This is a genomic window from Neobacillus canaveralius (assembly GCF_047237705.1).
Taxonomy (GTDB): Bacteria; Bacillota; Bacilli; order Bacillales; family Cytobacillaceae; genus Neobacillus; species Neobacillus niacini_K.
Genome location: NZ_JBDFLL010000001.1, coordinates 550,599 through 575,347, shown reverse-complemented (window position 1 = coordinate 575,347; position 24,749 = coordinate 550,599). Strand labels below are relative to the sequence as shown.

At 38.3% G+C, this 24,749-nt stretch carries 20 protein-coding genes; 3 read left to right on the top strand and 17 right to left on the bottom strand.

Going from position 1 to position 24,749, the window contains the following annotated elements; translation table 11 throughout:
- Positions 1-41: 41 nt before the first annotated feature.
- The 4 genes from ABC255_RS02780 to ABC255_RS02765 all read right to left on the bottom strand — a co-directional run bounded on the left by ABC255_RS02780 (position 42) and on the right by ABC255_RS02765 (position 3,862).
- Positions 42-1,547, bottom strand: coding sequence for a tripartite tricarboxylate transporter permease (locus ABC255_RS02780; RefSeq protein ID WP_412991246.1), 1,506 nt, complete (start codon positions 1,545-1,547; stop codon positions 42-44).
- Between the two features lie 11 nt (positions 1,548-1,558).
- Complete coding sequence (locus ABC255_RS02775; RefSeq protein ID WP_412991245.1) at positions 1,559-2,014, bottom strand: tripartite tricarboxylate transporter TctB family protein; 456 nt, start codon at positions 2,012-2,014, stop codon at positions 1,559-1,561.
- Between the two features lie 133 nt (positions 2,015-2,147).
- Positions 2,148-3,164 carry a tripartite tricarboxylate transporter substrate binding protein gene (locus tag ABC255_RS02770; protein ID WP_412991244.1) on the bottom strand — a complete coding sequence of 339 codons (1,017 nt, stop codon included), beginning with the start codon at positions 3,162-3,164 and terminating at the stop codon, positions 2,148-2,150.
- 20 nt (positions 3,165-3,184) lie between these two features.
- Complete coding sequence (locus ABC255_RS02765) at positions 3,185-3,862, bottom strand: GntR family transcriptional regulator (protein ID WP_412991243.1); 678 nt, start codon at positions 3,860-3,862, stop codon at positions 3,185-3,187.
- A gap of 207 nt (positions 3,863-4,069) precedes the next feature.
- Here ABC255_RS02765 and ABC255_RS02760 point away from each other — a divergent pair, with 207 nt between their 5' ends.
- Genes ABC255_RS02760 through dhaL form a run of 3 tightly spaced genes read left to right on the top strand, consistent with a single transcriptional unit; the run spans position 4,070 to position 6,690 of the window.
- Positions 4,070-4,969 (top strand): dihydrodipicolinate synthase family protein, encoded by a 900-nt coding sequence (locus ABC255_RS02760; RefSeq protein WP_412991242.1) that lies wholly within the window; start codon positions 4,070-4,072, stop codon positions 4,967-4,969.
- Positions 4,970-5,002: 33 nt separating this feature from the next.
- Entirely contained in the window at positions 5,003-6,007 is a 1,005-nt protein-coding gene (locus tag ABC255_RS02755; RefSeq protein WP_412991241.1) for a dihydroxyacetone kinase subunit DhaK, read from the top strand.
- Between the two features lie 17 nt (positions 6,008-6,024).
- Positions 6,025-6,690 carry a dihydroxyacetone kinase subunit DhaL gene (gene dhaL / locus ABC255_RS02750; protein ID WP_412991240.1) on the top strand — a complete coding sequence of 222 codons (666 nt, stop codon included), beginning with the start codon at positions 6,025-6,027 and terminating at the stop codon, positions 6,688-6,690.
- A 602-nt stretch (positions 6,691-7,292) separates the two neighbouring features.
- Here the strand turns inward: dhaL and ABC255_RS02745 are convergent.
- The 13 genes from ABC255_RS02745 to ABC255_RS02685 all read right to left on the bottom strand — a co-directional run bounded on the left by ABC255_RS02745 (position 7,293) and on the right by ABC255_RS02685 (position 24,326).
- Entirely contained in the window at positions 7,293-8,270 is a 978-nt protein-coding gene (locus ABC255_RS02745; RefSeq protein WP_412991239.1) for an alpha/beta hydrolase fold domain-containing protein, read from the bottom strand.
- 203 nt (positions 8,271-8,473) lie between these two features.
- On the bottom strand, positions 8,474-9,739 hold the full coding sequence (locus ABC255_RS02740; RefSeq protein WP_412998463.1) for an SLC13 family permease: 1,266 nt from the start codon (positions 9,737-9,739) through the stop codon (positions 8,474-8,476).
- Positions 9,740-9,908: 169 nt separating this feature from the next.
- The gene (locus ABC255_RS02735; protein WP_412991238.1) at positions 9,909-11,072 is read right to left on the bottom strand and encodes a sialidase family protein; all 1,164 of its coding nucleotides are present in this window, start codon (positions 11,070-11,072) and stop codon (positions 9,909-9,911) included.
- Between the two features lie 267 nt (positions 11,073-11,339).
- Positions 11,340-12,347, bottom strand: a complete 1,008-nt coding sequence (pdxA, locus tag ABC255_RS02730; protein WP_412991237.1) for a 4-hydroxythreonine-4-phosphate dehydrogenase PdxA — start codon at positions 12,345-12,347, stop codon at positions 11,340-11,342.
- The gene (locus ABC255_RS02725; RefSeq protein WP_412991236.1) at positions 12,292-13,623 is read right to left on the bottom strand and encodes a four-carbon acid sugar kinase family protein; all 1,332 of its coding nucleotides are present in this window, start codon (positions 13,621-13,623) and stop codon (positions 12,292-12,294) included. Before ABC255_RS02725 ends, pdxA begins: the two co-directional genes overlap by 56 nt.
- Positions 13,624-13,632: 9 nt before the next feature.
- Complete coding sequence (locus ABC255_RS02720) at positions 13,633-14,796, bottom strand: iron-containing alcohol dehydrogenase (RefSeq protein WP_412991235.1); 1,164 nt, start codon at positions 14,794-14,796, stop codon at positions 13,633-13,635.
- Between the two features lie 44 nt (positions 14,797-14,840).
- The gene (dapA, locus tag ABC255_RS02715; protein WP_412991234.1) at positions 14,841-15,740 is read right to left on the bottom strand and encodes a 4-hydroxy-tetrahydrodipicolinate synthase; all 900 of its coding nucleotides are present in this window, start codon (positions 15,738-15,740) and stop codon (positions 14,841-14,843) included.
- 162 nt (positions 15,741-15,902) lie between these two features.
- Positions 15,903-17,666, bottom strand: coding sequence for a sigma-54-dependent Fis family transcriptional regulator (locus ABC255_RS02710; RefSeq protein ID WP_412991233.1), 1,764 nt, complete (start codon positions 17,664-17,666; stop codon positions 15,903-15,905).
- Positions 17,667-18,331: 665 nt separating this feature from the next.
- Positions 18,332-19,885, bottom strand: a complete 1,554-nt coding sequence (locus tag ABC255_RS02705; RefSeq protein WP_412991232.1) for a histidine kinase N-terminal 7TM domain-containing diguanylate cyclase — start codon at positions 19,883-19,885, stop codon at positions 18,332-18,334.
- Positions 19,886-20,450: 565 nt separating this feature from the next.
- Positions 20,451-20,660, bottom strand: coding sequence for a hypothetical protein (locus ABC255_RS02700; protein WP_412991231.1), 210 nt, complete (start codon positions 20,658-20,660; stop codon positions 20,451-20,453).
- Positions 20,661-21,083: 423 nt separating this feature from the next.
- Positions 21,084-22,487 (bottom strand): MFS transporter, encoded by a 1,404-nt coding sequence (locus ABC255_RS02695; protein ID WP_412991230.1) that lies wholly within the window; start codon positions 22,485-22,487, stop codon positions 21,084-21,086.
- A gap of 99 nt (positions 22,488-22,586) precedes the next feature.
- Positions 22,587-23,306 carry a purine-nucleoside phosphorylase gene (gene deoD, locus ABC255_RS02690; RefSeq protein ID WP_412991229.1) on the bottom strand — a complete coding sequence of 240 codons (720 nt, stop codon included), beginning with the start codon at positions 23,304-23,306 and terminating at the stop codon, positions 22,587-22,589.
- Positions 23,307-23,591: 285 nt separating this feature from the next.
- Positions 23,592-24,326, bottom strand: a complete 735-nt coding sequence (locus ABC255_RS02685; protein WP_412991228.1) for a GntR family transcriptional regulator — start codon at positions 24,324-24,326, stop codon at positions 23,592-23,594.
- Positions 24,327-24,749 lie beyond the last annotated feature (423 nt).

Sequence of the window (24,749 nt, the reverse complement as noted above, 5' to 3'; positions counted from 1 at the left end):
AAATTTTCATGTGGAATTATTCATAAATTAAGGTAATCTAATTACATTTCTACATCCCCTGCAAAAGGTGAATCTTTTTTCCTAAAACTATTAATCACTGCAAATATCAGGATTAGTATAGAAATGCTCAAAAGTACACCAGAGATTGGACGCGTAAATATTGCAAAAAAGTTTCCGTTTTCAATCTTAATCGCTTGTAATAAGGAGGTCTCCATTGCTTTTCCTAATACAAACGTCAATATAATTGGTGCCATTGGAATTTCTATTTTTTTGAAAAAATAACCAATAAGCCCGAAGACAAGAAATACACCAACATCCCATAAGCTGTTACTAACGGTATATGCACCTAACACAGAAATTCCAAGAATGATTGGGTAGAGTAATTTCGCAGGTACCATTGATATTTTTGCCCAAATGCCAGCCATAGGTAAGTTGATAAATAATAACATTACATTACCAACAAACATACTTGCGATTATGGCCCAAACAAAATCAGGTCTTTCTTGGAATAGTGCCGGTCCTGGTGTAAGTCCATGCATGATAAATGCTCCTAAAAGAATAGCAATAGTAGGAGAGCTTGGGATTCCAAGTGTGAATAAAGGAATTAGCGCAGCACCACAGTAGGAATTGTTAGCAGTTTCTGGACCAGCGACCCCTTCAATGGCACCTTTACCAAAACGTGAAGGATCTTTAGCAACCTTCTTTTCCAATGAGTAAGAAAGCATGGCAGGAATAACTGAATTTGTTCCAGGTATTAAACCAATCAAAAATCCTAATATTGATCCTCTTCCGATAGATTTCATACTAGGTTTCCATTCATCTCGCCGTGGTAAAAGGCCGGATATCTTAGGTGGTTTTTCATTTTTACTTATACTTTCCATGCCAAATAATATTTCGGAAAGACCAAATAGTCCCATTGCTACTGTAACAATATCCAAACCACTTAGTAGAAATGGTTCACCAAATGTAAATCGTGGGGTTCCGGAAATTGAATCTGTGCCGATTAAAGATAAACTTAACCCAATAAATGCTGCAATTAATCCACGAACTAATGATTTTCCCATCAATCCAACAACTGTTAGCAATCCAAAAACCATCAGGGCAAAAAATTCAGAAGGACCAAACTTTAACGCTATATTAGCCAAAAATGGTCCAATAAACACAAGACCAAAAATGGATAGTGTTCCCCCAATAAATGAACCAATTGCTGATATTCCAAGTGCGGTACCAGCTCTTCCTTGTTTTGCTAGTGGATATCCATCTAGGCAAGTGATAACGGAAGCAGCTTCCCCTGGGGTGTTAATCAAGACGGAAGTTACTGTTCCCCCATACATGGAGCCATAATATATTCCAGATAACATAATGATAGCTGATAACGGATCTAAACCGAATGTTAAAGGTATAAGCAGTGCTGTTGCTGTAGTGGGTCCAAGTCCTGGTAGTACTCCGACCAACATCCCCACAGTAACGCCAATTAAACAATAAAGAAGATTCCACCAAGTAAGTGCCCCTTCAAAGCCATTTAGTAAAAAACCTAATGATTCCATTGCTTTCCTCCCTACCAGCCCAAAACATTAACAGGTAATGGAACTTCAAGTATAGATTGAAAAATAAAGAATAAGAGTATTGAAATACTAGAGGATAAAGCTAGACTCATATACCACTTGAATTCTAGTATAAATACCAAAAATAATAATACTGAACTAGCAATTATGAATCCGGTAAAGTTTACGATTAATATAAATACAATCAAAGACGCTGGTACAAGAACAACACGCATTAACGATCTGCCTTTAGGGAGAATATCCTTAAAAAAGATCTTTTCTTTTTTTATAGATCCCAAAATTAAACCTATAGAAAGAATGATCAGGATACCGCTTAACCATAAAGGAAAGAATCCAGGTCCTGGACCAAACTCGGTATAATAATTAAGAGAAAGGGATTGGGCAAATATTACGGCCGAATATATTAAAACAGCAATGCCTCCCCAAAAGCCTGCGTTTTGGATTCTCACTTCTATCACATCCTTTTATGAATCTACCTTTTGTCCAAGGCTAAATAATAATGAAAGAATTACTTATATATCCCTTCAAGCAGTACAGTTGGGGGATATATAAGTAATGTAATGATCTATTCGAATGATTAAGTTATTGGCTTGCTTTAACCTTTTTAGCTAATTCCTCAAATATTGGTCTTTGTTCTTCTACAAACTTTGTGAAATTCTCAGTATTCATATATTGAATTCCTTGCCCACGTTCGTTCATAAAGTTAATGAAAGTATCAGTCTTCATAGCTTCAGCATAAGCATCTTGTAAGATTTTTACTGCTTCATCTGGAGTATCTTTCGGTACACCAAATCCTCTCCAAGTTCCAATGCTCACATCGATATCTTTTTCTTTTAAAGTTGGAACATCTGGGAACTTATCTAATCTTTCATCAGACATAACAGCTAGAATACGTAGTTTTCCGGCTGTAACTTGAGATGACACTTCTGGTGGACTTGAGATGAATGCTTGAATATGACCACCCATAGCAGCATTAACAGTTGGTGCAGAGCCTTCAAATGGGACATGGTTAAAACTGACTCCAGCGCTTTCTTCAAATGCGAAGGCAGATAAATGCCAAATGTTACCGAAACCAGAATTACCCAATGATATTTTCCCTGGATTTTTCTTAGCTGCAGCAACAAACTCTTCAATCGTCTTAAATGGTGAATCTGCAGGAACAACAATACTAGCAGGATCAAAATTAGCTAGAAGTACAGGTTTAAAATCATCAGGTGAAAATGAAGTCTCCTGAAGGATTGGTAAAGTGAATATTTCAGAAGTGTAGCTATGGACATTCAATCCATTAGGTTCATAATTGGCTGCCTCTCCAAAACCAATACTTCCACCTGCACCAGGTTTGTTAACTACAACAACATTTTTGTCTAGAATCTTTTCAACTTCCTGGGATAAAGTGCGCCAAGTGAGATCAGTCCCTCCGCCTGCTGCTACTGGAATAAGAAAGTTGACATCACCATTTGGTAATGTGGCAGCCTCTTCTGTTTTAGAGGAATCGCTTTTATTTTCTGCGTTTGAACTACTTTTTGAACACCCAGCAATATAAGCGCTTACAAAAATAACCATCAGTATAGTAAACAACCATTTTAGTTTTTTTCCCATAAAAACCCATCCCCTTTGTATTAAGTTTCCTTTGGTTCTAATTGAATTGGATAATCCCCTGTGATATCCTCAACCACTGCTTCCTTCACTTCTTTAATGTGAGCCTTTAATAATTCTGAAGCTAAATTCACATCTCGGTCGAGCATCGCATCTATAATCTCACGGTGCCTGATACTGGACTTATACGGTCTTTGCTGCCCTGTTGCACCAAGAATCCTAAACCAGTGGATATGAGTATCAATCATGTCCTTAACTTTTTGGATATACATGTTGCCTGAATAATCAAAGATAATTTTATGAATTTCAACATCGGTTTCAAAAAATGGATGATAATTTCCTTCAAAGATTTGTTTCTCAGCCTCAATGATGCGATTTTTCAAATCAAGTAACTTCTCTTTTGGAATATGAGGTGTAGACAACTGAATCGCCATCCATTCGATTGCCAGCCGTAAATCATAAACCTGGACAATTACATCTTTGGTTGGTGTAGAGACATAAGTTCCTGATCGAGTTTTGACGGTTACTAACCCTTCAAATTCAAGTTTATTTAGGGCATCCTTTAGAGGTGTTTTACTGATTTTATATTTAGTTTGAATTTCCTCAACATTAATCTTGGTGCCTGGAGAAATCTCATTTTCGATAATCTGTTTTTTTATAATTTCGTAAATCTGGTCTGAAATTGTTTGTTTATTAATCATTCGATTACAATCTCCTTCTTTAATGGGCTACCCATATTTAATCTTTTCTTGCATGCAATTATCAAGCCCCTTTCTTTGTAAAAAATAATGTTTGATTTTTCCGAATATTGACTTTATAATAAATCTGGAATCTGGTATCTGGAATTCCAGTTTTAGAATATCACCATTTTTCTAAATAGTCAAAATATTTTTTAGGAGGAATTTGTAATGAAAAATGTAAAAATTGGCGGAGTAATTTCAACAATTGTAACCCCTTTCAACGAAGACGATACCATTAACGAAGAAATGCTTAGAAAAGAAGTTAGTTATCTAGCAAACTCTGGAATTGATGGAATTTGCGCATGTGGTTCTACTGGTGAAGGGCATACTTTATCCGTTGAAGAAAGCGCTCGCATTTGTGAAATCGTAGTGGAAGAAGTAGCTGGACGAATCCCGGTTGTTGGCGGTATTATCCAAAACTCAACATATCAAGTAATCCAATATGGAGAAGCATTAAAGGCAGTGGGTGTAGACGCTCTCCAAATCACACCAACTTTCTACGTTTTTGATCCAGGGCACGACGGAATCATTAACCACTTTAAAGAACTAGGTGATGTTCTTGATATGCCAATCATTATCTATAACGTAATCCCTTGGGCTCAAATTCCAATTGATGTTGTTAAAGTTTTAGCCGATTTGCCACATGTTGTTGGAATTAAGCAAAGCGCCGGTAATATGAATTTACTCGCAGATCTACTTATTACAGTTAAAGGAAAAATTTCTATTCTAGCAGCAATTGATGACCTGCACTACCCTGCATTTGTCATGGGAGTTGATGGAACATTGGCTGCGATTCCAACTGTAACACCTAAGCTGACAGTTCAACTTTGGAAAGCTGTTCAAGAGGGAGATTATGAAACAGCTAAGAAATTACATGAAACCATTCTCCCAGTTTGGAACTCGATTAAAGAACCAAATATGCCATCAAAGCTTAAAGAAGCACTTCGATTACAAGGCAGACCAGTTGGGAAAGCACGTAATCCTATGCCTCCTGTAACCGAAGAGCAATCAGAGAAAATTGCATTGGCATTACAAAATGCAGGATTACTTACAAACAGTTACAGCTGATTGCGTCCAGTTCTTTGAAAGAAGGGGAAAAGATTGAAAAAATTTGTGAATAATCCAGAATACTTTGTTGATGAAATGTTAGAAGGATTACTTCTTGCACATTCTGATCAAATAAAAAGCGTTCGAAGCGATAATCGTGCACTTGTAAGAAAAGATGCCCCTGTGAAAAATAAGGTTGCCATTGTAACCGGAGGCGGTTCGGGCCACCTCCCTCTTTTTCTAGGGTACATAGGAAAAGGGATGTTAGACGGGGCTTCTGTCGGGGAAGTCTTTGCTGCCTCTAGCGTTCAGCAAATGTTGGATGCAACAAGAGCGGTTGATGGTGGAAAAGGAGTTCTCTATGTATACGGAAATTATGGCGGAGATGTCATGAACTTTGAAATGGCTGCCGAGTTAGCCGAAATCGAGGGAATTCGTGTCGAGAGTGTGGTAGGCAATGATGATGTAGCTTCAATGCCAAAAGAATATGCCGATCAGCGCAGAGGCGTAGCAGGAATTTTCTATTTATATAAACTTGCCGCAGCTAAAGCCGAAACAGGTGCTAGTTTAGATGAAGTGAAGGCAATTACCCAAAAAGCCAATCAATCTGTACGTTCTATGGGTGTAGCCCTCTCTCCATGCATTTTACCTGCAGTAGGAAAACCGAACTTTTCCTTGGGCGAAGGCGAAATGGAAATAGGCATGGGAATTCACGGTGAACCGGGGATAAAAAGAGGAAAGCTGGAATCAGCCGACAGTGTAGCGGAAACATTAATCACTTCAATATTAGCTGATTTTGAAGGTGAACAAGAGGTGAAGGAAGTTTCTGTTTTAGTTAACGGCCTTGGCGCTACCCCTTTAGAAGAACTTTATATTGTCTACAGAAAGGTCCATAACTTTCTAACTGAAAGAGGCATTAAGGTTTACAAAAGCTTTGTAGGCGAATATGCTACATCGATGGAAATGACTGGGCTGTCTGTATCCATATTAAACCTCGATGAAGAAATGAAGGAGCTTCTCAATACACCATTTGAAACTCCTTTTCATGTCCAACAATAATAGAGGAGATGACTAGATTGATTTATGTAGAGGATATTAAGGATATTTTTAAAGAAATTAGTGTATTGATTAATGATAATAAAGACTTTTTATGTCAACTGGATGGAAGTCTTGGCGACGGAGATATCGGAATCACGTTGTCTAAAGGATTTACAGCGATCAATACTACTAGCTTAGAATATAAAGAACAAGACATTGGTACTCTATTACTCTCCTATGGGATGGTAATGGCGGAGAAGGCTCCTTCCACTATGGGGACTTTACTGGCTTCCGCATTTCTCAAGACAGGAAAACAGTTTAAAGGACAAGACCACTTAACCCTAAATGGCCTCGTTACCTTCCTTGACACCATGGCTCAAGGAATTAAAGAACGCGGAAAAGCAGAATTAGGTGATAAAACGGTTCTTGATTCTTTGATACCAGCATGGGAAACGTTAAAGATATCTGCCGAAAATAACGAAAGTTTTCAACAGGCTTTTGAAAAAGCCTATAAATCAGCTGATGAAGGTATGAAAAATACGATTAATATGAAATCCCGTAAAGGCAGAGCTGCACGCTACCTGGACGATTCCATCGGAAAACAAGACCCAGGAGCAACAGTAGGTGCTTTGTTTATAAAAGGGATATTAAATTATGTAACGAAAAACCAAACGAAACTGGAAATCTCTAATACAAAGGGTTAATTAGTAAAAGGGAAATGTGGGCAGATTAGAAAGCCACATTTCCCTTTTTCTAATAGTAGGAGTTGAACTTGTTTAAAGTTACTGTCTATTGTGTACCTTTTTCATAGAAGAAGGCTGATTTCAAAATGTCATTTTTCAACGACCTTTTGAATCAGCCTTCTCTTCTTCAGTAAATTTTACATATTATCGGTGGGATTATTCACGTCCAACCGTAATTATTGAAAAACATAATGGGACTATAAAGATTACAAAGATTACTAGTGAAGTAAATAAAGGGACTGAAGTGAAAGTTTTTTTGCCTACTAGCTGAATTAGTAATTTTTAGAAAAGGGGGTCCCATGCTTTGATTTAGCAGTCTCATTTTGATGCGTCACGGTGAATGAGATACAGGTTTTTTCTAGGCTTGAGTCACCAGTGAAAAAAATAAGCGGAGGATTTCCGCTTATGCAAAGCAAAATGCCCCCATTTTCCCGTTTTTCGAGTCAATGGGGGATATGGCTTCCCCTTTTCGAATTCTAGCCGAAGCACTTCATTTTTAATGTCTGGTCCAGTTCATCCCCCAAGCCATCGATGTTACCAATTTGTGAAGTTTTAGAAAAAGCTTACAGTCTGTTTTTTAAGAACTGATATGCCATTTGATCAGCTTCGTTTCCCATTGTTGGACCATGATTAGCCTGGGAAGACGATAAGTACATCGCGTCCGCATTAGAAGAAACTAGGGCTTTGTATAGACTCTCGCTTTGATCAATCGGAATGAGAGGGTCCTTGCCACCGTGCAAAATCATCATCGGTGGACAATCGGCACCTACATATGTAATAGGACTGCATTTTTTTGCTAATTCTATATACTTCCAATCTGGGTCACCCGTATCGCCGCTTTCTAGCAATTGATTCAAATTTAATAACGATTTTCCAGGTTCAGTATATCCAAGAATTTGGGTTATCACATTATCCATAGATTTGTCTGCATTATCGACTTCTGTTCCAGTTAGATTCTTTATTGCCTCATCCGCGTAGTTCCTGAGGAGCGCTACTAGGTCGGTTGGAGCATAAAAAACTGTTGCTGCTCTAACTGCACTCGTATATTCTAGGTTACCGCCGACATCGCCTTCCATTTCACTGAAATTTGCGCTCATAGCGACCATTGCGGCTAGATGTCCACCAGCAGAGTTCCCCAACACTCCAATCCGTTCGGGATCGATATGATATTTCTCGGAATTTGCCTTCAAAAACCGCACTACTCCCTTGCAGTCATGGATACACGCCGGGAAAACAGACTGACTAGCCAAGCGATAGGATGGAGATACAATAGTAAATCCTTGCTCTACCAATCTTATAAGTTCTCGGCAATATACAGCTTTTTGAGTAACCTGCTTGTATTCTCCATACATCCATCCCCCACCGAAATAGTAAATGATGCATGGACCTGGCGTTTTCTGATTAAGATCTTGATAAATATCCATTTTCAGGGTGTAGGGCTCCCCATTATCCAGGGTTACCTCCGCAAAAGGAACATCTTCGTAGCGCGGTGGGCGCCCCGGTGGACATAATGGTTTTACTCTAGGTAGTTGCTGTTTCATACAATTTTCCTCCCTTTAAAAAAGTTAAAAGAAAGAGACCTTTGCCATCTAATTAAGCAAAGGTCTCACTAAGCATAGCTATATGCCAACAAAGCCGATGAAGTAATCTATGAAATGACGACTTTGTTTCACGCTATTCTCCAGTCTCTGTAGTGATTACTGCATCTCGACCCCTTAATCCAACTGTTCCTTCTATCACTTTATCAGCTTACAGGGAACACAATAATAGCACCTAAACATAGCGCAAAAATACGGACCAGGTACATAGGTACTGCGAACAACCAGAACTGTGGTAGCTTATATTTACCCATGCCTAAAATCATTGCAGGCATACCATCGACTGGCATGTACCCGCCGTTCCATCCAGCTATAACAACTGCAGTTGCAGCTGCCACAGGATTAAGTCCCAAACTCAAGCTGGTTGCAATAGCAATCGGTGCAAAGATGAATACAGAACCCATACTTGAACCAGTAAAAGTAGCACAGGTACTAGTTAGTAGTGCGAAGATCAAGATAAGAATGAATGGATTGACATTAGTTCCTAATGAACCCGCTACAACCTCCCCGACCATAGCCGTAAATCCTGAGTTAGCCAGAGCATCAGCAACACCGATAACACCAGCCATCATAAGGATTACAGGTGCACCCATATTATCTCGAACTTCCCTGAAGTCAAGTACGTTAATTATTAGTAAGAATGCCCCTGCAAGTCCAGGGATTACATAGGCAGCATTGCCCAACAAGTTCATAAGCATCATACCAACAACACTCAGGATAAATGCAGCGATGGTGCAGAATTCTTTCCATGCTGGCATAACCTCAACCGCAGCCGCCACCTCATCATATTCAGAATCTTCCGAAATAGGATGATCCGGTAAAAGACGATAAGCAACCAAACTCCATGCCAAGAAACCAAGAGCAAGGATGAAATTGACTACAGCAAATTTCGACATAGAAAGCCCGCCGGTATAACCTGACGTTTCCAGTACACTGACAGTAACACCATAGAAGAGTGCTACATTGAAAGGAATCAAAGCGTGGTTAGTAGCAAACCCCAAAGGCATCATCAGTTTGGACGTAGGCATTTTTTTATTGTAAGGGATAGTAGATATCAAGGATAGAATCAGTACATAATATCCAGTGGCACCGGCACCTGGAAAACTGGCACCAAACATAACTACCACGAGCAAAAGAGCATAGCTCTTATAACCGCCCTTCTTTACTAAAGCGAGCATAGAGGACTGAACCTTACCAATCAAACTAGTCCTCATTAGTCCCGCCATAACAACCATGAAGCCAGCGATCATGATAACGCTTGGGTTCACGAAGCCTGCGAAAGCCTCCTGAACAGTGGACAGACCGGTGACAACTAGCAGAAGGCAGGCAAAGATTGGTGGTGCGCCAAAGGCAAATTTATCTGACATGATCATGACAATCATTAGGGTCAAGATACCAAGGGCAAGAATCATTTGCAATGTCATTTATTGTTTCTCCTCTCATAAGTGATGACACTTTGCTATTCATTGTAGACATCAGGGTCTCTTAGTGAGCCTGAGTCAGTTATTGGGTAAGATTCTGTCTAAAGCCCGTTTTTTATGAATGAGTCTATCAAATATAATTATGTGATAACGTAATATTCTAACTTATCTCTCCAGAAGTGGGATTGTAGACGCCTTCATTTTCACGCTTTTCACCATATATATCTTCTACTGAAAAACTAGTATATTTAACACATATTCTATTCTTATATGCGTATACTAAATGCAAACGTCCCTCCGCATCTTGATAAATAGTAGGATATTCAAATTGTGAATTATTCGTTTTATTCTCTGCTCCAATGAAACCTTCTGCGTGTTCAATAATTCGACCAATTGGCCAAGTATTTCCGCCATCTTCAGAAACTGAAACCACTACAGGGTTTCTTAACCCAGGCCATGCTACTTTACCTTTTTCCGGATTATTAGCAGCGTTTGCATTATATGCAATAGCAATTGCACCGTTGTCCAGTTTGATTGCACTTATACTGGCATTATTATTTGGCAGGGTTGTTGGCTCAGGCGCTGTCCAAGAATCTCCATTATCCGTTGACTCACTTCTATAGATATAATCTGCAAATCTACTTCTCATAAATGCCACTAAATGACCATCTTCTAATTCAATAACATTGGCATGTACTCGACCGCTACTATCAGGCATGCGTACTTCTTTCCATGTTCGTCCCTCATCATCTGATACTTGAAATACGGTAGGATCGTTTGTAAGACCTAATTCTGAATCTTCACATACCCACGTGCTAAATATCCATCTGCCATTACTTAATACTTGTATAGCTTGTCGAACAAAAGTACCAGGCTGGCTAAATAATACTTCTGGTTCAGACCAATTTTCGCCATTGTCGTATGTCTTCTGATATTTAATAATAGACGTAAATTGCATATTATCTTTATCTGGTCGACGACCTTCCTGAGAAGTATAGATTAACCAGATTGATTTATCAGGGGCATGGAAAAAGGATGGGTTTTGCTCACTTCGCGTATCATCCTTCGAGATAATTTTTGGTTCATTCCACTCCCCCGATTCATGATTAAATTTTGATAATACAATTGAAATATCGGGACTGCCTTCAAATGAACCTGCAAACCATGCACACAATAAATCTCCATCGTCTAACTTAATAATCGATGGTGCATGTGCAGTTGGAAAAGGACCAGACGGAATTAAAGAAAAATCAATATTTGTATAAGCATCATGGTATAATTTACCGTTTGGAATGGACTCGTTTATTACTATTTTATTACTCATATTAATCAACCTAATCACCTTATCTTTCTAACTAAATTTCTATTTTATATACCGCTTTATATTTTCTCCAATAAGTAAGGGGTTACATTATTTTACAAAATTTTTTTTAAAAAAAGCTTTGATCGAGACCTCAGGTACGATGTCCATGGTCTATGTTTTCTGGGGGAACTTAAATTTATTCCTTAGTGCTAAATGTCCGAATGACATTACATGAGGTAATTTTTAAGCCCCCTGAAAACTCTTTTTGCATAATGGATATCCTACTTCTTAATTAAAAACTTTTTTTGGAGACAAATCAGCAGCAGATTGGATGGCTGCAAGCATACTTCTTTCATCCGCTATATTTTTACCGGCAATATCAAATGCAGTACCATGGTCTACAGAGGTACGAATAACACCACCATTTAAACCAACCGTGATATTAACACCCTCTTCTAAACCTAATACCTTTATTGGAACATGGCCTTGATCATGATAACATGCCACGACTAGATCAAAATCACCACGAACCGCTCGGAAAAACACTGTATCTGCAGGGTGTGGTCCGCTTACATTTATTCCTTCAGCAAATGCTTGCTCAATTCCCGGAACGAGTTTTTCTTCCTCTTCCCCTTCTCCAAACAAGCCATTTTCACCCGCATGTGGATTAATTCCGCAAACCGCGATGCTTGGATTTGTATAGCCCGCACGTGTTAATGTTTCGTGGGCAAGCTTCACCACTTTATACGTCCGTTCTGGCGTAATAGACTGAACCGCTTTAATTAGGCCAACATGTGTGGTCAAATGGATGACCATTAATTTGGGTGAAGATAACATCATGGAATAATCCACCGTTTCCGTTAATTCTGCAAGGATTTCGGTATGTCCCGGATATAGATGTCCTCCCTTGTGAAGGGCTTCTTTATTTAATGGTGCGGTACAGATCGATTGAATCTCCCCATTCTTTGCCAGTTCAACAGCCTTCTTCAAATATTGAAATGCCGCATCTCCCGCTTGTGGTGATAATTCTCCAAAAGGCAGGTCAGCAGGTAGTAAATCCAGATCGATACATTCAATTATACCAAATTCAAATTTGCTTTCAGTGACAGATTCAACCGTCGCAACGGTTAATGGTGATTGAGTGATACGAATGGCTCTTTCTATCATTTTCGCATCACCGATTACAACTGGTCTGCATATTTCGTAAACAGCTGGATTGCCCAATGCTTTCACGATAATCTCAGGACCCACTCCTGCGGCGTCGCCCATAGTAATTCCTATAATCGGCTTCATCATATTCCCTCCCATGAAGTTTATAAACGGCTTTCAACATGACTTCTTTTGAGCCAAAGTTCCCAGCCTTAGTGACTATTAATAACTCTTTGTCTGTGGATACCCGACCAAGCGGGATACCTGATTCTACTTCATCCAGTAAAATAAATTCATTCGCATTTAATTGAAGGAAAACTTGCTGAGCAGTATCTCCTCCAGTTAAAAATAGATACTTTAAATCATGAACAGTGATCATTTTTGCCGCCAATTCACCTAATACCATTGAAATGATATTACTGATTTTGACAGCATCATATCCCAGTTGCTCTCCAATTTTACGGGTTTCAATCACATTATTTGATGAGTATAAAACTACATTTTTCCCTTGCAAAATGGCCTCTTTAGCCCCAGACAGGATTCGCATTAATTCCATTTCCTTGTCTTCGTCCTGTAAAACCTTTGCTGAATCCATTTCCAGTCCGACAGTATCCGAATAGTTCAAAAGATGTTCCAACTGGGACCTCCCTGCTTCACTCACACTGCCAACAACCAAAAGAACAGGTTCATGATGAATAGGCAGAGGAAGCGTTTTTTGAACTTGTGTCATCCCGTAAATCTCCGGTAAATGATTCATTAAACCGGCAGAACCCACCCAAACAACGGAGAAATCGGTCTGGTGAATCAACTCCACTAACTTTTCCAAATCTGACTCTTGAACAGAATCAACCGTAATGTAAGAGATCTGATTGTTTTTACAGGATACCAGTTTGTCCATGATGGTACCATATCCTTGATGAATCTCTTCGAATGTAATATGCTCTACCTTGCGCTTTGATTGATTCTCTATTAATCTTTTAATCTCTGAATCCCTGACAGGTGTTTTTGGATCTTTTGCCACCTCGGTATTCTCCAATTTAACTGAATTCAGATAATGAATACCATTGATGACTTTCCGCCCATTCACCGGGAAGGCAGGGGCAATAATCACGAAATCAGGGGAAAAAGAATCATAGATGGCATTGATTTCCACCCCAATATTGCCCCTCATGGTTGAATCAATCTTTTTATAGACCAAGTCAACTGGTCCTGCTTTTATCGTGTCACATACCTTTTTTACTCTTTGGTAAGCCTCAAACCCGGTCACAGAGCGACTGTCTGTATTGTAAATAACTGCGTCATAGTCATCCGTTTTTTCAGAATGTTCCTGCACCACAACGGACACCTTTAAACCAAAACGGACTAGCTGCCCTCCACAATCACTTGCCCCCGTTAAATCATCCGAAATGACTGATATTCTCATAATCTGGTATTATAGCAGCTGGCGATAAATCGCTTCAATATCTGCTAAACTTAATTTTTTCGGATTATTATTTAATAAACGGGTGACTTGTGAGGCTGACACAGAAATTTCCGGTAATTCTTCTTCTTTAACACCATAGTTTTTAAGATCTTGAGGGATTTCCAACACACTAGTCCACTCAATGATTTTTTCCACAACTTTTTCTGCCAATTGGCTATTGGAAAGACCTTGAACGCTGATTCCCATAGGTTCAGCAACTAAAGCCAATCGGTCTGTTATCGCATCCATATTGTATTTCATGACATGTGGAAGGAGCATAGAATTTGCCACACCATGTGGAATTTTATATTTTCCTCCTAAAGGATAGGCCAGAGCATGTACGGCTGCTGTTCCTGCACTTGTTAACGCCATCCCGCCATACATTGAACCTACCAACATTTTTTCTCTTGCCTCGATCGATTCTCCATTTTGATACGCTTCCACAATGCTCGAAGAGATTAAACGGATTGACTCTAACGCAAACATGTCACTGATTGGATTTGCCTTTGTTGAAATAAAGGATTCTAAAGAATGAGTAAAAGCATCCATCCCTGTTGCAGCCGTGATTGGCTTAGGTAATTTCAGTGTGAGAACAGGATCAAGAATAACAAGGGTTGGCAGTAAATACTTACTTACAATTCCAATCTTTAATTCTTGGTCCGGCAGTGTGACAATCGCATTTGGAGTAACCTCTGCACCGGTTCCGGAAGTGGTTGGAATCAAAATCGTTGGAACCCCTGGATTCGCCACAAGGTCCGTTCCCAAAAGCTGCTCAACCGAAGCATCGTTCGTTCTTAACACGGAGAGAATTTTTGTTGTATCAAGAACACTTCCCCCGCCAATACCAATCAATACATCATAATTCTTACTTACCGTTGCTTCGAATACTTGTTCAATGTTCTCTAATGTTGGTTCTGGCAGAATGTTTGTATTCGTATCAGCCGAAATTCCTTTTGTCTCCAATTGACTAACTATTTGTTCGACAAAGCCCAAATCCACCATCGGCGGCTGTGTAATAATTAGCGCTGATTTTACCTCCACTCCCAGTAAATTCAGTTTTTCTCCAAGCAACTGGAGTGAGTTTGGTCCTGCTACAATATTCTGTGCAGTTTGAAATTGATAAATCGTTTGCATTTCCATCTACCTTTCTAATTCCGTTATTTGTGATTTACCTATCGTTATTTAACAATCGTTACTTTTTGTTGTTTATACAATTCCACCATTTCTGCAACCTTTACTAGTGCATCTCCTGATATCTCAGATACAGGCAATTTTGGCGGTCCTACTGGAACACTATAAAGTTCTACCGCTTTCTTTAATACAGAAGGCAAGGTACCGTATTTAAAGGTGTCACGAAGAGGCAGTAATTTTTGCTGATTTTCTTCCGCCGCTTCTATATTTCCCTCTAACCATTCGTTGTAAATTGCAACCACAATATCTGGAACCATGTTGGCTGTTGCAGCAACTGCTCCTTTACCACCAGCCTGTAAGGTTTGGAGAATCAAGGAATCTGTACCGGCAAAAACGGAGAAATCTTCATCCTTTGTTGCATTAATGTAATTCTCGATGTTTGCAAAGTTGCCGCTGCTATCTTTGATTCCTACAATATTTGGCACTTTAGCTAGTCGTGCAACTGTTCCAGGCTCAAGATTAACCCCTGTTCTAGCAGGGATATTATATAAAAGAACTGGAAGGGAAATACTCTCAGCTACCTTTTCGAAATGAACCGCCATTTCCTCCTGTGTTGTCGGTATAAAGAACGGAGTAATTAGGGATAAAGCATCCGCGCCCAGCTTCTCCATTTTTTGTGATAAATCAATTGCTTCCTCTGTGCTAATACCACCCGTACCCACGATTACAGGTACTCTTCCATTTACTTCCTCGATGACAATTCTGGCAACTTCTAATTTTTCCTCATTACTCAATAGGTGAAATTCCCCGTTTGTTCCAAGAATGAAGAGTCCATGTACACCTGAATCAATCAAATGGTTTGTTAATTGTCTTGTAACAGATTGGTTGACCTTTTGTTCTATCGTTAATGGTGTCACCATAGCTGGAATGATTCCTTTTAGTTCCATATCCATACACCCTTCTATTTTAAATGTTTATTTTTTAAACAGTTGTAATAACGTTTACATACTGAATTATAGATTGAAATGTTTGCTTTTTCAATTAATATGTTTAAAAAAATTACAAAAGCACCAAAACTGTTTAATTATTAAACAGTTTTGGTGCTTTATCTACAGTTCCTTTAATTTTCTCCATAAAGTGGTTCGGGTAATCCCTAACCTTTCTGCCGTTTTGGTTTGATTCATACCTTCTTCCAGCCAAACCTGCCTAATGATTCTCATTTCAATTTCCTCTAGCGTACCCGTAAGATTCAGCTGACCCATTTCCGTTTCCTCTAACTTTGTTTTTAAAATTTCATTTATATCCTCTTTTTCAATAAAAGGTCCATTTGCTAACAGCACAGCTTCATTTATCACTTGTTTCAATTGGGTTATGTTTCCCGGCCAGCTATAATTCTCTAACTCCCAAATGGCTTCATTCCGAATCCCGGCAATTTGTTTCCCGTATTTTGTATTAGATTCATTAATAAAAATACGAGCGATATGATCAATATCTTCTTTTCGCTTTGATAACGGTGGAAGACTTAAGGTCAATTGAGCCAGCAGATAGTACAAATCATGTAAAAAGGTACCGCTTTCAATCATGGTCAAAATATCCCCACTTGATGATGCAATAATGCGAGACCTTAGATTATTTTTTTTGAGATAGGTCATCAATTCCTTCTGATTGGATAAAGAAATTGAATCGATATTTTTAAGAAAAATAGTTCCATTATCATTAGAGACAAGCAGACCTTCGACTTCACTCAACAACAAGTTCCACTGATCTGCCGTTAAAAGAGAACAATTAATGGTCATCAGGGGAAAGGAGCGTTTGGAACTGCGATAATGGATATAATGAGCTAATTTTTCCTTCCCTGTTCCTTTTTCGCCGCTAATCCAGATCGATTCTTCTTTTTCACTATATCTTTCAGCTGATTGTATAACCATTTTCATTTGGTTACTTTTTATAAAAGAAGATTTAACCGGGCTGGAATTCATCAGTGAAGAAATAATGGTTATACCATCGGAAAGTCTTTTTTGATTGGATTCCACTCTTTGTAATCGAAACAAAACTAGTGATAGTTCAGATTCTTGTAATTTGGTCCCCTTTACCTTCCAAAAGACGTTGTTGTGTTCAATTAAAGATGTATATTCGCCTTTTGAGTTAACTTCTGTCACTGCCTCTTCGATTTTTATTGAAGCCTTAAAGGTTTTATTTAATTGTTCAGTGAAACAAGTATTGGAGTAGACATTATTGAATGTTGTGTCAAACACCACAACGCCTTCTTCTTCTTCCTGAAGAATTTGTTGTGCAATCGATAATTTTCTTCTAAGTATAGAAAAATAATTATGCATTTTTTTAGCATTTTGAAAAGCCTTTAGAATGCTTTCTTTACCCGAAGTAATTAATACCCCATTTAATCCAAAGTTCTCTGCTTCCTTCACGGTAATGACATCACCAATAATGACTTCATATCCCTTTTCAAGCAACTGCTTTAAAGTTGGCTTTACCTCCTCCTCCTTTGAAATAACATTGGAGGAAATATCAATTTCAAGTATTTGACAAACGGTTGCTGCTCCTTCCGATATCGGTGGAAAACCGACAATCGCTGCCTTACCAGGATAGTCTCTTACAAGGGTTAACACTCGGAGCATATCATATCCGGAAACTTCAATTTCAATAACAGGAATGGATACTTTCTTTTGGATGAGTTCTGCAGTACCCCCACGGCTAATAATAATATCGAACCCCTGATCTGCCGCACGACTGGCAAGTTCAACTCCTTTTTCTAAATCTCCAACCTCCACATGTATCTCAAAATCTTGATTACGTCCTAATTCTATGATTATTTCTTTTAACCCCTCATAGGGTGCAATCGCAAAAACCTTCACGTAACATCACCTTCTGTTGCATTATTAAACAATCTTTGTCTTTACTATACAAAAAATAAATAAAACTGTTTATTTATTATATCACTTTAGCACAAGTTCCACAGTGCCGTATCATTTTATGATCGTTTTTACTCGCACTATATTATCTGATTTTTTGGTTAACTTAATTTTGCTCCAGACATTTCTTTTAAAACAAATTAAAGAAGGGATCTCTAACACCATAGTGCAAGAAACCCCTTCCTTTATGTCTATATAGTAGTCAAAAGGACCTGTTTTTACTAAATCATCTCTCGACAATTTTCTTCCTGCTAAAGAGAAGCAAACGCTGTATTAACAACACGTAATACAATTCTAATCAAACGATTAGTTAATTCAAACCCTATTAATCAAACGCTTGATTAAAAAGCAAATGAACCCCTTTGTTATTTGGTTTCCTTCTTAATTTCAAGCGAGGCACTTGTCGAAAAATAGCCAAGATTTTCAGATTGCTCCTTCAATAGAACAAGAGAAACTAATAAAATACACAACCTGACAAACATCTACTATAAAAAATACCACCTAAACGTTTGATTAAAAATGCCTTAAACCCCATTAAAAAAGAACTTTCACTTGTTTTCTACGAAAAAACTTGTCGGTGAAAAATTCAGGGTGAAAAGCACCGGCATTTACCCTACATAAACCTGCACCTGATTACGTCCCTCTCGTTTTGCAGCGTACAAAGCTTTATCCGCTTTATTCAGAAGCTGATAAAGTGTTTCGTTTGTCTCATTCGATGACTCGGCTACTCCACTGCTGAACGTAACCGAAATCACTCCATCTGTGGTAATAAGAGGCTGTTCCTCGATAGCCTTGCGCAGCTGATTCGCAAACGTTTCGCCCTCAAATACTGTACAACCCTTCATCGCAAGAACAAACTCCTCTCCACCATACCGTGCAAACAGCATGCCTTCCTTCAACTGAGACCTGCAAATACTTACCACATGAACAAGCAATTGATCCCCAACATGATGGCCAAAGGTATCATTTACCTTTTTAAAATAATCAATATCCATCAAAATGATCGTGAAAGGTGCCGATACTTCTTTTGCTGCTTCAAAGTCTGGCACACTTTTTTGAAAAAATGCTCTTCGATTATAAATTTGTGTCAACTCATCATAATAGGCTTGCCGCTCTAATTTCACCTGCAGCCTTTTTAGCTCTGTAATATCAGTAAAAATAAGTAATAAACCTTTTCGATTATTCGCATGTTCCAATGCTGAAGTACGTACCTGATAAATACGCTTCTCATGATCCAACACTATTTCCACTTCTTCCGTGATCACGGCATTTTCTATTTTTGAAGGAAAAGGGGCTCCTGCTAGGTCATGCCAAACCTCAGCAAAGTCCATGCCAAACATGGATTTTGTTAAAGGCGGGAACATTCTCTTACACGACTGATTAAACTCAATGATTCGATAGGACTCATCCAGCACCATCACACCATCATTAATACTATTAAATATTGCGTCCTTCGCAATAGGCATAAGCGAAAACAATCGTGAGGAGTTAATCGCCCACAAATATAAAAGTGAAGACAGCCATAAGACCATTGGTACCGGATCAATCCCTGGAGGGGTGAATCCAATTAAATAAAGAAAAGCGGTTATCATAGGAACTAGTTGACCAAGCAACAACGATAGTAATTGCGGACGATACTCCTTAGCTGTCTCTCTCCAACGAGAAAGGACGAGGAAAAAGGCGACAAACATGCAGGCAAATGTAAAAACACCATGAATCATATACCATAAGCCAATCTCCTGGCGAACGAACGGAGCACCCAGGATAGGATCAATTTCAAATACACGATAATGTAAATGGTGCAAATCATTGGTAGCAACCATTACCAAACTAACGAAGGGTATGGTTAGAAACGAAATATACCATTTTTTCGATAGCTTAAAACCTAAATACTTCATGATGAACAATAGCCCTAAAGGGGAAGAAACTGGCATCCCAATATATTGAATGATCGTCCAAAACTTCAGTTGCGGAAGATCCGTAGCCATTAAACCAAAAGCAGCAGCAAAGCAATAAATCGTGATCGATGCTGTATAAACAATAAAAAATTGAGCAATATTCGTATACTTATGGCGTCTTAAAAATACGTTTAGACCTAAATATAAATTAAGTACTCCAGATGTACAAATAAGAGTTATGTAAGCTGTCAATTGCGAGTTCACGGTTTTATACCTCATTTTGGATAACACTTTTTACTTTACTGTAGCATAATAGAAAATATTTGTGGATGTTAATTGAATCCGAACTTGTTAAAGATGACGAAAAACAGTAAAAATTCCAGGGTGCCAGCACCCGGAGCGGGGAAGCAAAGGAAGTGTTAATCCCAAGATAGAGTTCTATCTGGCTTTCCTCTCTTCAATCGGTCTTTCAAAGTCTACCCGCAGGTGCGAGATACCCCTGCCCTTGACGCTTTCACTAGATCAAATACACCTTAATTACTTTATCAATTTTTGACAATTTTCTTTCTCCCAAGAAGAAACAAATGCAGCATTAATAGCACATAATGTAATTCTAATCAATCGATTAGTTAACTCCAATTCTACTAATCAAACGTTTGATTAATTAGGGAGTAAACTCTTTTGTTATACGAGTTTTTGCTTATTTTCGGGTGAGGAACTTGTCGAAAAAGAGGGATGATTTTTTGATTGCTCCGTCGAACTGAATTTCTTCCATCTGTTCTTCAGTAATCTGAAATTTGGTACGAAATCCATTATTAGCCGCTTCCCCTTATTTGTTATAAAAATCTGCCAGTGCTTTCAGCAAAACATAGTCGATAGCAAAGAGTATTATGACGATCATTAAAATTTTTCCTTGTTTGTCTTGAGCCTTGTACTCTTTAAATTGGTATACAATCATTAATATTAGGGTGAAAATAATGAAACTAGCAAAAAAGAGTGCACCAATCCTTTCAATAATTCCTGTAAAACTTTTATCCATGTACGGGGAAAAAATATAAGATAAGATAAAGAAAATTACTGTAGAAATTAAACTCCATGTTAATACACTCTTCCAAGTATTCTTTTCTGGTTTAATATTTATCAAATAATTGCTAGCATTTCTCAATCTTCCTTAAGAACTAGTTAAAAAGCCTAATAGGTCCGTAGTTATGCGAGAAAGCCACCTATGCTACAGTTCAGTTAATGGGAGGAGGTCATTTTTGAAAAGACAGTAGCCACGTTCAAATTAATTTAGTAGTTCCTTATGATTATAGTATAGTTGAATTCGAACGAAGATCATTATTTACGGGAAATTTTGAATGTTTATAAAAGAAAAGAGCCTCTCTTTATCAAATGAGAGGCTCAAATTAATTTATTATCTATCCTATTTATTTAGATAAAGCATTTTACCTGGAGACAGTTACTACAAGTCCCGCGCAGTCATTTTCACTTTTCGCCCAACCAATACCCAGTACAGGAATAAGCTGAAAGCGGTTATGAGTACGAGAACAAATAGGATATTACTAAACATGGAAGCCTCCGGTTGGCTTAGATACCCAAGTACATTGGAACGCATAGCGGAATGGTCCATCATCGCCGCAGTATAGGCAATTCCAATTGACATCGCAACATTTAGTGTTAAATTATAAAATCCAATGGCTGTCCCTGATTTTTCTTTTCCAATCGTGCTAATACATGATTCTAGCATTGGTGCGTACATCAACGCGAACGAACTAGAGAATACAATCATGGATAGGACAAAGACAATGACGGAGGTATTTACAAAGAAACCACCCAACAACAAACTGCCGATCATTCCAGTCATGGCGATCGTGATACATTGTCTGCTTCCGAGCACCTTTGCAATTTTACCAGAAAGCGCCCCTACAATCGCAGCCAATAGATAAGCTGGAATCAATAATAGCGAAATCGTATCTAACTTTAAGCCATAAAGCTTTTGAAGCAAAAACGGAAACAAGAAAATATACGCTAATTGGACTGAATAAATCACGAAGGCAACTCCGAGTAAGGAGATAAACTGCTTATTTTTAAAGAATGCTATCCCAATGAATGCTCTTGAATTCTTGCTGATATAAGCAAGAAATAAAGCAACCGCTGCCACAAATGCTAGAAAATAAACCCAATTGAAATCAGTAATATACAACAGCAGGGAGGCAGCAATGCCTGCAACCAGGAATAATCCTAATACATCCACATGACTGTTTTTCGTCTCTTCCTTAGGAAGGTATTTCAAAATAAACGGGAGGGTAAAGAGAGTGACTAATGGAACTAGGAAAAGAGTTGTCCAATGAAAATACGTAGAAACATAGCCCCCCGTTAATGCACCGATCACCTGTGATAAAGCAAAACTGCTTGTACTTAACCCCAAAAACTTCTTTTGTTCATGTACAGGCAAATGTTTCGTTACGAAGATTACATACAAGGTTTCAGCTGAAGCCAAACCTGCTGTTTGAATGATTCGTGAAACAACCACGAGTAAAAATGAATGTTGAAAAAGATAGCCCATTACGGAGCCCACACAAATTAAAATAATCCCGATGGATAGAAGCTTTCGAATACTAATGGAATCCGCCAAAGCAGCGTAAACCACTGCTCCAATTCCAATGACTAGCCCGGCTAAGGTTGCCTGCCAGCTCACAGTTGTTGCAGAAATATGAAAATCCTTTGCCATATCGATAGAAATAATTTTAAACGAATTATCAATGATTAAACATAATAGAAATAACAGAAGCATCACAGGTACAGCTTTTTTAACACTATATTCCTGAATTTCCGTTATGGTCGCATTTGCGCTAATGGTTGTCATTGCCGTTTCCCTCTCTTTTTATCAATGTCTATATCTCGTTCGTATACCTCTGGCATTATTCTTGTCTCGTGTCGTACTCAACTGCTTATTGTCATGCGCTTAAGCAAGTTCTAAGGCGATCTCCATCATATTCGTGAACGCAACTTGTCGTTCTTCCGGTGTCGTTTGTTCATGTCGAATCATATGATCACTTACCGTTAAAATCGTAAGCGCGTTAACCCCTGCATATGCAGCATTCATATAAAGACCAGCCGTCTCCATTTCTGCACATAGAATCCCCATTTTACGCCACTTTTCCACAGCTGTTTCATCGGCGTTATAAAAAATGTCGCTTGTTAGGACATTCCCAACATGAACCGGAAGTTCCTTTTGATCCGCTACCTTTTTTGCTTTTTCCAATAATGCAAAGGAAGCAATGTTGGAAAATTGTCCAGGGAGATTGTATTGATGTACGTACCGTGAATCGGTTGAAGCCCCCATGGCAAAAACAATATCATATAAGTTCATATGATCCTGCATTGCACCGCAAGTACCAATGCGAATCAAGTTTTTCACACCAAATACATGGATTAGTTCCCAAGAATAAAGGCTCATACTCGGCATCCCCATTCCTGTACCCATAACTGATATTTTTTTTCCTTTATACGTTCCTGTGTACCCAAACATATTGCGGACAGAATTGAATTGGACTGCATCCTCTAAATAGGTTTCTGCAATGAATTTTGCTCTTAATGGATCCCCTGGCAAAAGTATCGTTTCAGCAATCTCTACTCCAATTGGTTTGATATGCGCGGTTTCTTTTTGTCCGTTTGTATTCATCTGTATTCTCTCCTTTTTATCCTGTTTACTTGTAGTCTGTCCAAGGAATAGCAAAACAACTTCCACTTGTTTCCGCTTTCAATTCATTGTACAAAACTCATCTAAAAATATAAATTATTGTTTAGTTGTATAAAAACTTGTATATATTACAACAATAAAAATAATAGCATACTATCATTTGGTTCACAACTACCTTTCTACTAAAAATATGTCTTTTTTGCGTCAAAAAAAGCAATTCCCCATCCTGATATTAATGGGAAATTGCTCCTTATTTTATTACCGCCTCTATTTGGCTGCATTAATGGTTATTTGGCTAGATTCTGTTGGAATATAGAATTTATTATAAATAACAGGATATTTATCACTTATATATACGCCTTCAACGATTAAATCACAATCTTTATCGGTAGCTATCTCATATTTTAGTGAAGGGATGGAGTCGGAACGTTTAAGTTCAATGGTCGCAGAGTTTGCAAGTTCGTATATTTTTTTGTCGATCATCTCTAATAATTGTTGTTCATCCTGTAAATCTAAATATAATTCCGATACAGCTTCAATTGCCATGACTGTAAAGGCAAAGGCTACGGCTTGATCATTTCTTTTATACCAACGTTCAATCGCAACAACGGCGGTCATATTCCGATTTAGAACCTGCTTGGCGTAATCACTTATGAGTTCAATTCGAAATTGCATTTCGACATCATCAATTTTTCCTGAAAGGCATTTATATATGGGGTTTCCGAGCTTTTCTAAGCCCGTCATGTTTTTATTATGATGAAATTTTGTAATAAAATTTCCTTTTCCATGGATATTCTTAACCAAACCATCTTCCTGCAATCGTGATAATGCATGCCGCAGTGTCATCCGACTTACGCCAAAAAGCTTGGCCAATTCAGGTTCTGTCGGGAGCCTGCTGTCAGGAGGAAAAGTTCCATCCGTAATAAGTTTATACAATTTATCATAAACAACCGCAAACAATGGACGCTTGGTTTTCTGAAGATCCTCTGGTTTTATATTCATTCTCTTACACACCTTTAAATAAACTATTGGCCTATCCATACTTAATAACAAATAAACTATAAACTATATTCCGCACATTAATCAACTACCCTCCCTAATCCACAGGGAATCCACAGGGACGGTTCTCACTGTTTCACATGGAATCCATGTACCACAGGGACGGTTCTCACTGTTTCATAACGGGTAAATCTTGCAAAAAAAGCCATCAGAACCGTCCCCATAATCTAAAACTTTCAATATAACAAAATTCACATTAACTAAATAGAATAAAAAACTACTTATTTTTAAATAAACTCAGGTATTTTCCCATATTACATATATTCAAAATATTATGATAAATTAAAACGATATACAGGCTAGTATCCCTGTGTAAAAGGTCTGAGAGATGAATATATGAAAGATTGATTATTTGACCTTTATAGG

What these genes read in the sequence shown, in the direction of transcription:
- ABC255_RS02780 (WP_412991246.1), bottom strand. Translation starts at nt 1,547, where the DNA reads ATGGAATCATTAGGTTTTTTACTAAATGGCTTTGAAGGGGCACTTACT.
- ABC255_RS02770 (WP_412991244.1), bottom strand. Translation starts at nt 3,164, where the DNA reads ATGGGAAAAAAACTAAAATGGTTGTTTACTATACTGATGGTTATTTTT.
- ABC255_RS02765 (WP_412991243.1), bottom strand. Translation starts at nt 3,862, where the DNA reads ATGATTAATAAACAAACAATTTCAGACCAGATTTACGAAATTATAAAA.
- ABC255_RS02760 (WP_412991242.1), top strand. Translation starts at nt 4,070, where the DNA reads ATGAAAAATGTAAAAATTGGCGGAGTAATTTCAACAATTGTAACCCCT.
- ABC255_RS02745 (WP_412991239.1), bottom strand. Translation starts at nt 8,270, where the DNA reads ATGAAACAGCAACTACCTAGAGTAAAACCATTATGTCCACCGGGGCGC.
- ABC255_RS02740 (WP_412998463.1), bottom strand. Translation starts at nt 9,739, where the DNA reads ATGATTCTTGCCCTTGGTATCTTGACCCTAATGATTGTCATGATCATG.
- ABC255_RS02735 (WP_412991238.1), bottom strand. Translation starts at nt 11,072, where the DNA reads ATGAGTAATAAAATAGTAATAAACGAGTCCATTCCAAACGGTAAATTA.
- pdxA (WP_412991237.1), bottom strand. Translation starts at nt 12,347, where the DNA reads ATGATGAAGCCGATTATAGGAATTACTATGGGCGACGCCGCAGGAGTG.
- ABC255_RS02725 (WP_412991236.1), bottom strand. Translation starts at nt 13,623, where the DNA reads ATGAGAATATCAGTCATTTCGGATGATTTAACGGGGGCAAGTGATTGT.
- ABC255_RS02720 (WP_412991235.1), bottom strand. Translation starts at nt 14,796, where the DNA reads ATGCAAACGATTTATCAATTTCAAACTGCACAGAATATTGTAGCAGGA.
- dapA (WP_412991234.1), bottom strand. Translation starts at nt 15,740, where the DNA reads ATGGAACTAAAAGGAATCATTCCAGCTATGGTGACACCATTAACGATA.
- ABC255_RS02700 (WP_412991231.1), bottom strand. Translation starts at nt 20,660, where the DNA reads ATGGATAAAAGTTTTACAGGAATTATTGAAAGGATTGGTGCACTCTTT.
- ABC255_RS02695 (WP_412991230.1), bottom strand. Translation starts at nt 22,487, where the DNA reads ATGACAACCATTAGCGCAAATGCGACCATAACGGAAATTCAGGAATAT.
- deoD (WP_412991229.1), bottom strand. Translation starts at nt 23,306, where the DNA reads ATGAATACAAACGGACAAAAAGAAACCGCGCATATCAAACCAATTGGA.
- ABC255_RS02685 (WP_412991228.1), bottom strand. Translation starts at nt 24,326, where the DNA reads ATGAATATAAAACCAGAGGATCTTCAGAAAACCAAGCGTCCATTGTTT.